The following is a 13955-nucleotide window of genomic DNA, read 5'->3' as shown; positions in this document are numbered from 1 at the left end:
CGGGCGGTGCGGCAGCGGGTGTCGCACCGCCCGGTGGGAGCGACGGCGCGGTCAGCCGCCGACGTACGCCGCGAGGTGCTCGCCGGTGAGGGTGGAGCGGGCGGCGACGAGGTCGGCGGGTGTGCCCTCGAAGACGATCCGGCCGCCGTCGTGGCCGGCGCCGGGGCCGAGGTCGATGATCCAGTCGGCGTGCGCCATGACGGCCTGGTGGTGCTCGATGACGATCACCGACTTGCCGGAGTCGACGAGCCGGTCGAGGAGGCCGAGCATCTGCTCGACGTCGGCGAGGTGGAGGCCGGTGGTCGGCTCGTCCAGGACGTACACGCCGCCCTTGTCGGCCATGTGGGTGGCCAGCTTGAGCCGCTGCCGCTCGCCGCCGGACAGCGTGGGGAGCGGCTGGCCGAGGGTGAGGTAGCCGAGCCCGACGTCCGCGAGCCGGTCGAGGACGGCATGCGCGGCCGGGGTGCGGGCCTCGCCGGTGCCGAAGAACTCCTCGGCCTCCGCCACCGACATGGCGAGCACCTCGCTGATGTCGCGGCCGCCGAGGCGGTACTCCAGCACCGAGGCCTGGAACCGCTTGCCCTCGCAGTCGTCGCAGGGGGAGGCCACACCGGCCATCATCGCCAGGTCGGTGTAGACGACGCCCGCGCCGTTGCAGGTGGGGCAGGCGCCCTCGGAGTTGGCGCTGAACAGCGCCGGCTTCACGCCGTTGGCCTTCGCGAACGCCTTGCGGATCGGTTCGAGCAGCCCGGAGTACGTCGCCGGGTTGCTCCGCCGCGAGCCGCGGATCGGGCTCTGGTCGACCGACACGACACCCTCGCCCGGCGGGATCGACCCGTGCACGAGCGAGCTCTTGCCGGAGCCGGCGACCCCGGTGACGACGGTGAGCACCCCGAGCGGGATGTCGACGTCGACCTCGTGCAGGTTGTTCGCCGTGGCGCCGCGGATCTCCAGGGTGCCGGTGGGCTTGCGCACCGACTCCTTGATCTTGGCCCGGTCGTCGAGGTGGCGGCCGGTGACGGTGCCGCCGGCCCGCAGATCCTCGAAGGTGCCCTCGAAGCAGATCGTGCCGCCGGCCGTACCGGCGCCGGGGCCGAGGTCGACGACGTGGTCGGCGATCGAGATCGTCTCCGGCTTGTGCTCCACGACGAGCACCGTGTTGCCCTTGTCGCGCAGCCGCAGCAGCAGGCCGTTCATCCGCTCGATGTCGTGCGGGTGCAGCCCGATGGTGGGCTCGTCGAAGACGTACGTGACGTCGGTGAGGGAGGAGCCGAGGTGGCGGATCATCTTGACGCGCTGCGCCTCGCCGCCCGACAGCGTGCCGGCCGGCCGGTCGAGCGCGAGGTAGCCGAGGCCGATCTCCACGAACGAGTCGAGGGTCTGCTGCAGCACGGTGAGCAGCGGCGCCACCGACGGCTCGTCGAGGCCGCGCACCCACTCGGCCAGGTCGCTGATCTGCATCGCGCACGCGTCGGCGATGTTGGTCTTCCCGATCTTCGACGACCGGGCGCCCTCGGTGAGCCGGGTGCCCTCGCACCCGGGACACGTCGTGAAGGTGACCGCCCTGTCCACGAACTCCCGGATGTGCGGCTGCATGCCCTCCCTGTCCTTGGCGAGCATCGACTTCTGGATCCGCGGCACCAGCCCCTCGTACGTCATGTTGATGCCCGCGATCTTCATCCTGGTCGGCTCGCGGTACAGGAAGTCGTGCAGTTCCTTCTCGGTGAACCCGTGGATCGGCTTGTCCGCGTCGAAGAAGCCGGACTCGCTGTAGAGCCGGGAGTTCCAGCCGCCCCCCGTGTAGCCGGGGACGGTGATCGCGCCCTCGGAGAGCGACCTGGAGCCGTCGTAGAGCTGGGTGAGGTCGATGTCGGAGACCGTCCCGCGGCCCTCGCAGCGCGGACACATCCCGCCGGTGATGCTGAAGCTGCGCCGCTCCTTGACGGTCTGTCCGCCGCGTTCCACGGTGACCGCGCCCGCACCGCTGATCGAGGCGACGTTGAAGGAGAACGCCTTGGGCGGGCCGATGTGCGGCTTCCCGAGCCGGCTGAAGAGGATGCGCAGCATCGCGTTGGCGTCGGTGGCGGTGCCGACGGTGGAGCGCGGGTCGGCCCCCATCCGCTGCTGGTCGACGAGGATGGCGGTGGTCAGCCCTTCGAGCACGTCGACCTCGGGGCGGGCCAGCGTCGGCATGAAGCCCTGCACGAAGGCGCTGTAGGTCTCGTTGATCAGCCGCTGCGACTCCGCGGCGATGGTGCCGAACACCAGCGAGCTCTTGCCCGAGCCGGAGACGCCGGTGAACACCGTCAGCCGCCGCTTGGGGATCGCGATGCTGACGTCCTTGAGGTTGTTCACGCGCGCGCCGTGCACGCGGATCAGATCGTGGCTGTCGGCACCGTGCGGAGCGGGCGACGGCGTGTCCGTCCTCGTGGTCATGCCCATCGTGTCTCCATCTGTTACGTGGGGCCGCGTGCGCGGTCCCCCCTCGGCGTCGCTGGCTCGATCTAACCAGTTCCGGGCCGGGCGTCCGGTGCTTCCCGGCCGGTCCGATCGCCGACCTGTCGCAGACCTGTCGCAGACCGGCCGCGCACCGGCCCGGGTGCCTCCACGCTAGGGCGTGCCTGACCGGTCCGGCGGCGGTGGGCGCGCGTCCCGGCCCGGACCTGCGGCGGCGTCCGGGCGGAGGTCAGCGCGAGGCCCGCTGGGCGTCGACGATCCGGCGGGCCGCCTCGGCCGCGGCCCCGCTGCCCGCACCGCGGCGCGGCCGCCCGGACCAGCCGGGGAACTGCCCGGCGACGGTGCACCGCCACCGCAGCTTCAGCGGCGCCACGTTGGTCTCGCCGCGGTTCTGCTCCACCGCGCGGACGACGGCGGCCGCCACGTGGCCGGGGGCGACGGTCCGCACGCCGCTGGGCACGGCCGCGCCGGTCGCGGCGAACATGCCCGCGTCGCGGACGAACCCCGGCTGCACGAGCGAGACGCCGACGCCGGTGCCGTGCAGGTCCTGCCGGAGGCTGTGCGCGAAGCCGCGCAGGCCGAACTTCGTGGCGGTGTAGAGCGACGAGGCGGGGGTGGCGGCCTTGCCGGACATCGAACCGACGAAGACGAGGTGGCCGCGGCCGACGGCGACCATGCGGGGGGCGAGGAGCCGGGCGAGGAGCACCGGTGCGTGGAGGTTGACCGTCAGGGCCCGGTGGATCTGCTCGGGCGTGTAGTCGAGGAGTTCGCCGCTGGCCGGGAGCGCCGCGTTGGCGACGAGCAGGTCGGTGTCCGGGCAGGCGTCGGCGAGGGCGGCGACCTGGGCCGGGTCGGCGAGGTCGGCGGGTACGGCGCGGGCGCCGAGGTCGGCGGCGAGCCGGTCGAGCGCCTCCGACCGGCGGCCGGTCAGCACCAGCCGGGCGCCGGCCAGGGCCAGGCCGGTGGCGAGGGCGCGGCCGATGCCGCCCGTGGCGCCGGTGAGCAGGACGGTGGCTCCGGTGATGCGCATGGCGGCCTCCTGGGCGCGGCCCTGGGCGGGCCGATGAGGGGATGGCGGGCGGGCAGTGCGGCGGCGGTCCGGGGGACGCGGCGGCGATCCGGGGACGCACGGGCGGGCCGGTACGCGGGCGGGCCGACGCGTACGCCCTGGGCCGGTACGCGCGGCGCCCCCGCCGCGGGGACGGCCTGCGGCGGGGGCGCGTACGGGGGCCGGCCGGTCAGCCGCGGGCGGCGACGGGCGCGAGCGTGGCCAGGATCAGTGCGTACGGGGGGCGGTCGACGAGGTAGAAGTGGTCCCCGGGGGTGGTGTGCGCGCGCACCGGGCCCGCGGTGAGCTCGCTCCAGGGCCGCCGGTCGGCGTCGTTGTCGGCGTCGCCGGTGATCGTCGTGACGGGGCAGCGCAGCGGCGTCTCCGGGCGGGGCCGGTAGGTGTGGAACATCCGGCTGTCGGCGCGGACGTACGGCAGGACGAGCTCCTGGAAGGCCGGGTCGCGGGCGAGTTCGGGGTCGGTGCCGCCGAGGGTGAGCAGCCGCTCGACGACGGCCGCGTCGTCCTCGGCGCTCTCCCCGCCGTTCGCGGTGCTCTCCTCGGCGTCCGGGTCGGGGTGGGCGGCGTCGCACGAGCCGGAGGCGAAGAGGTGCGCCGGTCGGATGCCGCGGGCCTCCAGCGCCCGGGCGGTCTCCAGGGCGATCGGCGCGCCCATGCTGTGCCCGAAGAGGGCGAGCGGGCGGTCGGCGAGCGGTTCCAGCGCCTCCGCGATCACGGCGGCGAGGGCGCGCAGGTCGGTGGCGGGAGGCTCGGCGAGGCGTTCGGCCCGGCCGGGGTAGCGCACGGCGTGCACCTCCGTGCCGGGCAGGTGCGCGCCCCAGTCGCGGTAGAAGGATGCCGAACCTCCGGCGTGCGGGAAGCAGATCAGGCGCTGCTGCGGGTCGTCGACGGGGGTGGCGCACTGCAGCCAGGTCGTGGCGGGCCGGGTCACTTCGCGGCCTCCCGGCCGGCGCGCTGCCGTTCGGCGCGGAGGGCACGGGCCCGGCGGGCGGCGGCGTGCCGGTCGCCGCCCCGCGTGGCGTCCGCGTCGGCGCCGCCGGTGCGGATCAGCTCCGCCTGGGCCGTGACGGTGGTGTGGCGGAACAGCGCGACCACGGACGGCCGGGTGCCGGTGCGGGCCTCCAGGGCGTCCTGCAGCCGGAACATCGCGAGCGAATGGCCGCCGAGGTCGAAGAAGTTGACGTCGCGGGGCACGGTGTCGACGGCGAGCACGTCGCGCCAGGCGTCGCCGACGCGGGCCGTCAGGTCGCCGTCGGCCTTCGGCGGCGCGGGCTGTGCCGTGGCCTCGGCCGTGGCGGGCGGCCCGTCCGCGGTCGCCGTCGTCGGCACGGCCGCGAGCGCGGCGAGGGCGGCCCGGTCGGCCTTGCCGTTGACCGTCCTCGGGAAGGCGTCGAGCACGGTGATCCGGGTGGGCACCATGACGGCGGGCAGCAGCTCGGCGAGCCGGGCGCGCAGCGGCGCCGCGTCCGGGCGGGACGGCGCGAGGACGTACCCGGCCAGTGCGGTGTGTTCCGCGTCGGGTACCACGACGGCCTCGCGGACACCGGGGAGTTCGCACAACCGGGCTTCGACGTGGCCGAGTTCGATGCGATGGCCGCGGATCTTCACCTGGTGGTCGCGGCGCCCGAGGAAGTCGAGCATGCCGTCGGCGTTCCAGCGGACGAGGTCGCCGGTGCGGTACATCCGGCCGCCCGGCGCGGGCGCGAACGGGTCGTCGTGGAAGGCCCGCGCGGTGGCCTCGGGCCGGCCGAGGTAGCCCCGGGCGACACCGGCGCCGCCGATGTACAGCTCGCCCTCGCAGCCGGACGGCACCGGGCGCTGCTGATCGTCGAGGACGTAGAGCCGGGCGCCGGGCACCGGCCGGCCGACGGAGACGGCGCCCGGCTCGTCGTAGCGGCGGCAACTCGCCCAGACGGTCGCCTCGGTGGGGCCGTACTCGTTGACGAGCGCGACCGGGCCACCGTGCACGGCGAAGTGACGGGTCATCAGTTCCGGCGGCAGCGGTTCACCGGCCACGACCACGGTGTCGAGGGAGCGCAGGCGCGTCGGGCCGAGCCGGTCGGCCGCGTCGAGGACGACCCGGTAGAGCGACGGCACGCACAGCAGCATGGTGACCGCGTGCCGCTCCACGGTGCGGACGAGCGCCTCCGGGTCGCGCACCTCCTCGGGCGTGGCGACGACGAGGGTGCCACCGGCCGTCAGGGTGCCCCACAGGCCGGCCATCGACGAGTCGAAGGCGAGCGGCGAGACGAGCAGGAAGACCGGCGCCCCGGGGTAGACGAGGCGGCGGGCCAGGGTGGAGGCGGCCAGCTGGCCGTGTTCGACGAGCACGCCCTTGGGCCGGCCGGTGCTGCCGGAGGTGTGGATGACGTACGCCGGGTCGTCGGGGGCCGCGACCACCGGCGGGCCGGCCGGGGTGTCGGTGCGCTCCTCCGCGTCGGCCGGGACCACCGGGACGCCGGGGAGCGTGCCGGGGTCGACGTCCCCCGCGGTCACGACGGCCACGACCCCGGCGCCGGCCAGGAGTTCCGTGGTGCGCAGCGGCGGGTTCGCCGGGTCGACGGGGACGAAGGCGGCGCCCGCGCGCAGCACGCCGAGCACCGCGGCGACCATTCCGGTGGAGGGTGCCGCCAGCACCCCGACGAGGCTGCCGCGCCCGATCCCCGCGGCGGTGAGCCGTGCGGCGATCCGTCCGGCCCAGCCGTCGAGGGTGCGGTAGTCGACGCTCCGGCCCGCTGCCACGACGGCCGTCCGGTGCGGGTCGGTGCGGGCGAACCCGGCGACGAGGTCGTGGACGAGGCCGGGCCGGCCGCCGGGCAGCGGGGTGCCGCAGCCGGGGTCCGCGGGGCTGCCGTCGCGGCCTGCCGGGTCGAGGGGACGGCGGCCCGCCGGGGCCGTCGGTGTCGATATGGTCATCAGCACTCCTCTGTGTCGTCGATGGGCTGCGGGGCCGGGCCCGCCTGCGGAGGCGCGGCACGGGGCGAGGCACGGGGGCGCAGCACGGGCCCGGGGTGCGCGCCCGTGCGGCGCAGGTCGGACGAGGGCCCGGTGCGGGCGGGACGTTGCGGGCGGGGACGGCAGGGACGTTGCGGGCGGGATGGTGCGGGCGTGGAGAGACGACGCGGGCCGCGCGTCCGTGCCGCGCCGCACGGACGGCGCCCGGCGGATCACACCTGACGGATCACACCCGGCGGAGTCCGGTGGCGACCGTCAGGGCCTGCAGCACGAGCAGGCCGGCGAGGGTGGCGGTGAGTCCGAAGCCGTCGGCGAACCAGCCGATCAGCACCGGTCCGGCGAGGAATCCGCCGTAGGTGAGGGTGTTGACCTTGGCCAGGGCGGCGGTCGCGGCGGCGGAGTCCGGTGCGGCGCCGTCCTCGGCGGCGCCGTGGCCGACGGCGCTGAAGATGAGCGGCACGATCACGGAGAGGCCGGCCCCGTGCAGACCGAAGCCGATCACCGCCACGACCGGGGACGGGCTGACCACGACCACGGCGAGGCCGAGCACGGCGAGCGCACCCGCCCAGCGGACGAGGGTGGACGCGCCGAACCGCGTGTTGAGCCGGTCGCCGACCAGCCGTCCGCCCGCCTGGCAGAAGCTGAAGCAGATGTAGCCGACGGAGGCCATGGCCAGGGTGGCGCCGAGCTCCTCGTGGAGGAAGATGCCGCCCCAGTCGCCCACAACGGCCTCCGAGACGAGGACGACGGTGCCGGTCAGGCCCAGCACGAGCACCCGGCCGGTCCATCCGTCGCGCCATCCGGCGCGCGGCTTCGCGGTGTCGCCCTCCGGCGCGGCGCGGTCGGCGGAGGCGGGCAGCATGGACCGGCCGGCCGCCAGGGCGAGCACCACGAGGACGCCGCTCACCGCGAGGTAGTGCGCCGGGTAGGCGACGCCGGCCTTGACGACGACGCCTCCGACGGTGGCGCCGGTCAGCGTGCCGATGCTCCAGGCCGCGTGGCAGCTGTTCATGATGGGCCGGCCGAGAGCGCGTTCCACCGCGATGGCGTGGGCATTCATCGACACGTCGACAAGGCCGTTGACGGCGCCGAACACCAGCAGGGCCGCCATGAAGAGGAAGCGGTTGTCGGCGAGGGCGATGCAGGCCAGCGAGGCGGGCAGCGCCACGATCATCACCCGGGCGAGGGCGCCGCTGCCGAAGCGGGCGACCAGGGAGCCGGCCCACTGGAGCGTCACCAGTCCGGTCACGACCGGGAGGAGCAGGTAGAGGCCCAGCAGGCCGTTGGACAGCCCGAACTCCGCCTTCAGCGAGGGCATCCGCAGGTAATAGTTGGCGAAGAGCAGGCCCGCCACCAGGAACGGCGCGGGCGCCGCCCAGCGCGCCCCCGGCGGCAGCGGCGGCAGCGGCGCCTCCGGCCGGTCCGTGCGGATCAGGTCCTTCTCCGGTGTCGCCATTGGCCGGTCCACCCCTCCGTCAGCCGGTGCGCGGCGGCTCCGGTCATCGAACGTGCCGTGCGACCGGCGGCCTGCGGCCCTCGGCGGGCCCGCGCCGGACCCCGCACCATGCATTGGCAATACCTTGCCACATAGTTGCCAATCGTGGCAATGGTCGACCCCGGACGATCGGCGGCCGACCCCGAGACCTGCGCGCGGGCGACCGTCACCGGCGCCCGCGACGCAGCCTCGGCACCACCGGCCGCGGCACCACCGACATCGGCGCCACCGGCATCGCCGCCACCCGCCACGGCTGTCACCAGCGGTGGTGGACGGCCGCGCGGATCCGCCGGTCGTACAGCGCCTCGACGGCCGCCAGCGTGGCGGCGTCCAGCGGCGGGAGCGCGGCGGCGGCCGCGTTGGCCCGCACCTGCGCGGCGCTGCGGGCACCGGGGATGACGGTGGTCACGCCCGGCTGCTGGAGGATCCAGCGCAGGGCTGTCTGCGCGGGTGTCGCACCGGCGGGTGCGAGCGCGGCGAACTCCGCGGCGGCGTCCACGCCGTCGGCGTAGTCCACCCCGGAGAACGTCTCGCCGACGTCGAACGACGCACCCCCGCGGTTGTAGGCGCGGTGGTCGTCGGGGGCGAACGCCGAGTCGTGCCGGTAGGCCCCCGAGAGCAGTCCGGACGCGAGCGGCACCCGGGCGACGATGCCGACGCCCGCCTCCCGGGCGGCGGGGAGCACCCGTTCCAACGGCTTGCGGCGGAAGGCGTTCAGGATGATCTGCACACTCGCGACACCCGGCCGGGCGATGGCGGCGAGCGCCTCCTCGCAGGTCTCCACGCTCACGCCGTAGGCCGCGACGCGCTTCTCGTCGACCAGGGTGTCGAGCGCGTCGTACACCGCGCCGGAGGAGACGACCACGCCGGGCGGGCAGTGCAGTTGCACGAGGTCGAGCCGGTCGACCCCGAGGAGTCGCCTCGAACGGTCCGTCCAGGCACGGAGGTTGTCGAGGGTGTACGCGGCCGGGTCCTGCCGGGCGGCCCGCCGTCCGGCCTTGGTGGCGACCGTCACCGGCGGGCCGTCGCCGCCCCGTTCGCGCAGGAACGCGCCGATCAGCCGCTCGCTGCGCCCGTCGCCGTACACGTCCGCGGTGTCGAGGAACGTCACGCCGGCGTCGGCCGCCGCGTGCAGCACTGCGAGCGCTTCGCGGTCGTCCACGGCGCCCCAGTCGGCGCCGAGCTGCCAGGTGCCGAGGCCGACGGCCGACACCTCCCTGCCGATCCGTTCGAAGGTCCTGCGCTCCACGGTGCCGCCCTCCTGTCGGTGTCGAAGGGCCCGGCCACGACCGGGCCTCCTCTTGTCAACAACTTGCCATACTCTTGCCTCATCTGGCAATGTGGTACGCCCACCGGCGGCCCGGCAGTCCCCACGACCCGGCACCGGCACCGCCACCCGACCCGGCCACCCGACCCGGCCACCCGACCCGGCCACCCGACGGCCGGTCGACACCGGGCGCGTGGCACCGGGCCACCGGGCCACCGGACGGGGCCCGTACGGGACCGCCCGCCACCGACCGAAAGGGCTCGCATGACCGCCAGGAAGAAGTTCGGGGATCCGGCACTCTTCGGCGAGGAATGGGCCGACGACTACGACGAGAAGACCACCCTCGACCCGGCCCCCGCCGTCGAGTTCCTCGCCGACCTCGCCGGCCGCGGCCGGGCGCTCGAACTCGCCGTCGGCACCGGCCGGGTGGCCCTGCCGCTGGCCGCACGCGGGGTCCGCGTCGAAGGCGTCGAGGGCTCCGACCGGATGGTGCGGCGCTTGCGCGAGAAGCCCGGGGGCACGGCGATCCCGGTGGTCGTCGGCGACATGGCCGACGTGCCGGCGGAGGGCCCCTTCGCCCTCGTCTACCTGGTCTTCAACACCCTCTTCAACCTCATCGACGCGGACCGCCAGGCCGACTGCTTCCGCAACGTCGCCCGGGTGCTCGACGAGGACGGCGCCTTCGTCGTCGAGACCTACGTGCCCGACCCGTCGTTCTTCGACCGCGGCCAGCGCGTCGAGACGCTCGCCGTCACCGAGGACTCCGCCACCATCGAGGTCTACCGGTTCGACCTCGCCGCACAGCGCTTCCACAGCCAGAAGATCACCTTCGACGCCGACGGCGTGCACCTGCGCCCCCACGCCGAGCGCTACTGCTGGCCGTCCGAGCTCGACCTCATGGCCGCCCGGGCCGGGCTGCGCCTCGACCGGCGCTTCGCCGACTGGTCCGGCCGGCCCTTCGGAGCCGACAGCACCGGCCACGTCTCCGTGTACCGGCCGGCCCGGTGAGCGCCGCCACCGTCGCCCTGGTCACCGGGGCCAACAAGGGCATCGGCCGGGAGACGGCCCGGCGGCTGGCGTTGCGCGGGGCCACCGTCCTGCTGGCCAGCCGCGACCCGGACCGCGGCGCCGAGGCGGCCCGCACGCTGGCCGCGGAGGGCGTCCGCGTCCGCCCGGTACGGCTCGACGTGACCGAGCCGGGGAGCGTCACGGCGGTCGCCGCGCGGATCACGCAGGAGTACGGACGGCTCGACGTCCTGGTCAACAACGCCGGCACGTTCCTCGGGGCGCGCGCCACCGACACCACCGGGGCCGTCATGCGGGACACGCTCGCCGTGAACGTCGTCGGCGTGGTCACCGTGATCCACGCCCTGCTGCCGCTGCTGCGCAGCGCCCCCGCACCGCGCATCGTCAACGTCTCCAGCACCACCGCCTCGATCGGGCTGACCGCCGACGGCGCGGACCTGCCCGGCGACGCCTCGCTCCGCCTCGCGTACGCGAGCTCGAAGGCCGCGCTCAACATGCTGACGGTGCAGTACGCCCGCGCCTTCGCCGAGGACCCGGAGCTGGCGCACCTGAAGATCAACGCGGCGTCGCCCGGCTACACCGCCACCGACATGAACGCCTTCCGCGGCACCCGAAGCGTCGAGGAGGGCGCCCGCGCCGTCGTCGAGCTCGCCACCCTGCCGGCCGACGGCCCGACCGGCGGCTTCTTCGACGACCGCGGCCGGGTGGCCTGGTAGGTCGGCCCGGCCGCATCCCCCGCATCCATCCCGTCAGGAGGCCCGCCGTGACGGCACCCACGACCATCCCGGAACCCCTCGCACCCGCCGCCCCACCGACCGCACCCGCCGCCGCACCCCCCGGGACACCGCCCGCGCCCGGCACACCGCCCGCGCCCGACGCCCCGGCCTCACCCGACGCCCTCGTCGACCCCGCCCTGCACGCCGACGGCGACCCGTTCGCCGTGTGGCGGTGGATGCGCGCCCACGCGCCGGTCCACCGGCACGAAGCGGGCGAGCTTCCGGCCTTCTGGTCGCTCACCCGGCACGAGGACATCCGGGCCGTCTACCGCGACCCGGCCGTGTTCAGCTCCGCCCGGGGCGTCCTGCTGCGGTCCGCCGCACTCGGCGACGACCCGGGCGGCGGGACCACCCTGGCCCTGACCGACCCCCCGCGCCACAAGCAGCTGCGCGGCATCGTCGCCGACTGGTTCACCGCGCGCTCCGTCCGCTCGCTGGAGGAGCCCATGCGGGCCGCGACCCGGGCGATCCTCGCCCGGGCGGTCGAGCAGGGCGAGTGCGACCTCGTCCACGACGTCGCCGGACGGCTGTCGATCTACGTCATCGGCCACATCATGGGGGTGCCCGAGGAGGACCACGAGTCCCTCTTCGCGTGGACGGACGAAGCCTTCGCGGCCGGCCTCTCCCTCGCCTCCTCCCCCCGCCTCATGGGCTACTTCATCGACCTGATGAACCGCCGGACGGCCGATCCGACCGACGACCTGACCAGCATGCTGGTGTGCGGGCTCATCGACGACGAACCGCTCACCGAGTACGAGATCGTGCTCAACTGCGAGAACCTGGTGGGCGCCACCGAGAACGGCCGGCTCGCCCTGGCGGGCGGGGTGCAGGCCCTCCTCGACCGCCCCGACCAGCTCCGGCAACTGCGCGAGGACCGTTCCCTGCTGCCCTCCGCGATCGAGGAGGTGCTGCGGTGGACGTCCAGCGCCGCCCACAGCATGCGCACCGCCACCCGTCCGGTCGACATCCACGGCCGGCACGTCGAGGCGGGCGACCGGGTGGTGCTGTGGGTGCCGTCCGCCAACCGCGACGAGGCCGTCTTCGACGACCCCGACCGCTTCGACATCACCCGCACCCCCAACCGGCACCTCGCGTTCGGCGGCGGCGAGCACTTCTGCATCGGCAGCACGCTGGCCCGCGCGCAGATGCGCATCCTCTACACCGAACTCCTCGACCTCGCCGCCCGGATCGACCGCACCGGGCCCGCACACCCCGTGCACTCGATCGCCGTCCGCGGCCCCGAGACGCTCCCGGTGCGCATCACCCCGCGGTGACACCGGGCGCCGCCTCCGCGAAGCCCCGGACAGCCGCGCACCGCGCATCCCCAGTACCTCCGACACGCGCAGGAGACAACCACGCCATGGACGGATCCCGTACAGCCACGGCCGAAGCCACAGCCACCACCCCCACGCCCGCTCCCACCCCGACCCCCCGGGCCGGCGCATCCACGACCGGCGCGGACCGGGCCGAGGCCGCGCGGGCCCGCGACCGGCGGCACGTCTGGCACACCTGGTCGCCGCTGAGCGCCGACCGCTCGGCCCTCACCCTCACGCACGGCTCGGGCCACCGCGTCTGGGACATCGACGGCCGCGGGTACGTCGACGCGTCCGCCCTCAACTCCACCTGCGGGTACGGGCATCCCGAGGTGCTGCGGGCGATCGCCGGCCAGGCCGCACGGCTGCACCACGCCGACCTCTCGGTGGCCGGCCACGAGCCCGCCGGGCTGCTCGCCGAACGCCTCTCCGCCCTCCTGCCCCCCGGCCTGTCGAAGACCCTCTTCGTCAACAGCGGCTCCGAGGGCTTCGACGCCGCCGTCATGATCGCCACGTCGTACTGGACGCACGTGGGCCGGCCGCGCTCGCGGGTCGTCACCTTCGCCCGCGGCTACCAGGGCGCGACGCTGCTCAGCCGCAGCATGTCCGCCCTCCCCCGCAGCCGTCACCTGCTCAGCCCGCCGCTGCCGGTCACCCTCGTCGACCTGCCCGCCGAGCCACGCCTGCTGCGCCGCGAGGAGTCGCTCCCCGCGCTGCTGGAGGCCTTCCGCCGGGCCATCGGCGACGACCCGGACGACCTGCCCGCGGCCGTGGTGGTGGAACCGTTCCTCAACGTCGGCGGCGCCGTGGTGCTGCCGACGGGCTTCCTGCGGGGGCTGCGGGAGCTCTGCGACGCCACCGGCACCCTGCTGGTCGTCGACGAGGTGTTCACCGCCTACGGGCGGTCCGGGCGGATGTTCGCCTGCCTGCGGGAGAACGTCGCCCCCGACATCGTCGTCTCCAGCAAGGGCCTCACCGGCGGGTACGTGCCGCTCGCGGCGGTCACCGTGCAGCAGCACGTCCACGACACCTTCGACCGCGATCCGGTCGTCGGAGGCCTCCGCTACGGCCACACCACCTCCGGTCACGCCGTGGCGTGCGCCGCCGCCCTCGCCACCCTCGACATCCTGGAGAAGGACGACCTGTGCGCGCGGGCCGAGCGCCTCGGCACCGAACTCCTCGGCCGGCTCGCGCCCCTGACGCGGACCGAGGGGGTCGTCGACCTTCGCGGGCTGGGGCTCATCGTGGCGGTGGAGACCGTCTCGGAGGAGACCGCCGCCCGTGCCGTGGCCCGTGCCCGGGCGCAGGGCCTCCTGCTGCGCCAGATCGGGCCGTCCGTCGTGGCGGTGCCCCCGCTGGTGATCGACGACGAGGGTGCGGCCACCGTCGCCGACGGGCTCGCCGCCGCGGTGGCGTACGCCACCGCCTGACGCAGGGCGACGGCACCGCGGCCCCCGGGGGTTCCGCGGCCCGGTGTGGGCCGCGGAACCCCCGGGGGCCGCCGTCGTGAAGGAACCTCCCGTGCAGGCTCCGGGTCTTCTCCGTGCGCCGCGGAACGCACGCTCGTGGGGACGCGCCCGGTACGGCGGTGGGGGCG

At 75.2% G+C, this 13955-nt stretch carries 10 protein-coding genes; 4 read left to right on the top strand and 6 right to left on the bottom strand.

Annotation, left to right across the window (positions count from 1 at the left end):
• Nucleotides 1-51 precede the first annotated feature (51 nt).
• From OG335_RS39860 to OG335_RS39835, 6 genes are all read right to left on the bottom strand, one after another.
• Entirely contained in the window at nucleotides 52-2442 is a 2391-nt protein-coding gene (locus OG335_RS39860; RefSeq protein WP_405008957.1) for an ATP-binding cassette domain-containing protein, read from the bottom strand.
• Between the two features lie 244 nt (nucleotides 2443-2686).
• A complete protein-coding gene (locus tag OG335_RS39855; protein WP_405008958.1) occupies nucleotides 2687-3487 on the bottom strand; it encodes an SDR family NAD(P)-dependent oxidoreductase in 801 nt (266 codons plus the stop codon).
• A gap of 208 nt (nucleotides 3488-3695) precedes the next feature.
• On the bottom strand, nucleotides 3696-4457 hold the full coding sequence (locus tag OG335_RS39850) for a thioesterase II family protein (RefSeq protein WP_405008959.1): 762 nt from the start codon (nucleotides 4455-4457) through the stop codon (nucleotides 3696-3698).
• Complete coding sequence (locus OG335_RS39845) at nucleotides 4454-6442, bottom strand: non-ribosomal peptide synthetase (protein ID WP_405008960.1); 1989 nt, start codon at nucleotides 6440-6442, stop codon at nucleotides 4454-4456. Before OG335_RS39845 ends, OG335_RS39850 begins: the two co-directional genes overlap by 4 nt.
• 265 nt (nucleotides 6443-6707) lie before the next feature.
• Nucleotides 6708-7937, bottom strand: coding sequence for an MFS transporter (locus OG335_RS39840; RefSeq protein WP_405008961.1), 1230 nt, complete (start codon nucleotides 7935-7937; stop codon nucleotides 6708-6710).
• Nucleotides 7938-8232: 295 nt separating this feature from the next.
• The gene (locus tag OG335_RS39835; protein ID WP_405008962.1) at nucleotides 8233-9225 is read right to left on the bottom strand and encodes an aldo/keto reductase; all 993 of its coding nucleotides are present in this window, start codon (nucleotides 9223-9225) and stop codon (nucleotides 8233-8235) included.
• A gap of 282 nt (nucleotides 9226-9507) precedes the next feature.
• Here OG335_RS39835 and OG335_RS39830 point away from each other — a divergent pair, with 282 nt between their 5' ends.
• The 4 genes from OG335_RS39830 (at nucleotide 9508) to OG335_RS39815 (ending at nucleotide 13788) form a co-directional block, all read left to right on the top strand.
• Nucleotides 9508-10251 carry a class I SAM-dependent methyltransferase gene (locus OG335_RS39830; protein WP_405008963.1) on the top strand — a complete coding sequence of 248 codons (744 nt, stop codon included), beginning with the start codon at nucleotides 9508-9510 and terminating at the stop codon, nucleotides 10249-10251.
• The gene (locus OG335_RS39825) at nucleotides 10248-10985 is read left to right on the top strand and encodes an SDR family oxidoreductase (protein WP_405008964.1); all 738 of its coding nucleotides are present in this window, start codon (nucleotides 10248-10250) and stop codon (nucleotides 10983-10985) included. Before OG335_RS39830 ends, OG335_RS39825 begins: the two co-directional genes overlap by 4 nt.
• Before the next feature lie 47 nt (nucleotides 10986-11032).
• Complete coding sequence (locus tag OG335_RS39820; RefSeq protein ID WP_405008965.1) at nucleotides 11033-12319, top strand: cytochrome P450; 1287 nt, start codon at nucleotides 11033-11035, stop codon at nucleotides 12317-12319.
• An 86-nt stretch (nucleotides 12320-12405) separates the two neighbouring features.
• On the top strand, nucleotides 12406-13788 hold the full coding sequence (locus OG335_RS39815) for an aspartate aminotransferase family protein (RefSeq protein ID WP_405008966.1): 1383 nt from the start codon (nucleotides 12406-12408) through the stop codon (nucleotides 13786-13788).
• Nucleotides 13789-13955 lie beyond the last annotated feature (167 nt).

The sequence above is a fragment of the Kitasatospora sp. NBC_01539 genome, assembly GCF_045040525.1.
In the GTDB taxonomy this organism is placed as follows: Bacteria; Actinomycetota; Actinomycetes; order Streptomycetales; family Streptomycetaceae; genus Kitasatospora.
This window is presented reverse-complemented; position numbering and strand designations above follow the sequence as displayed.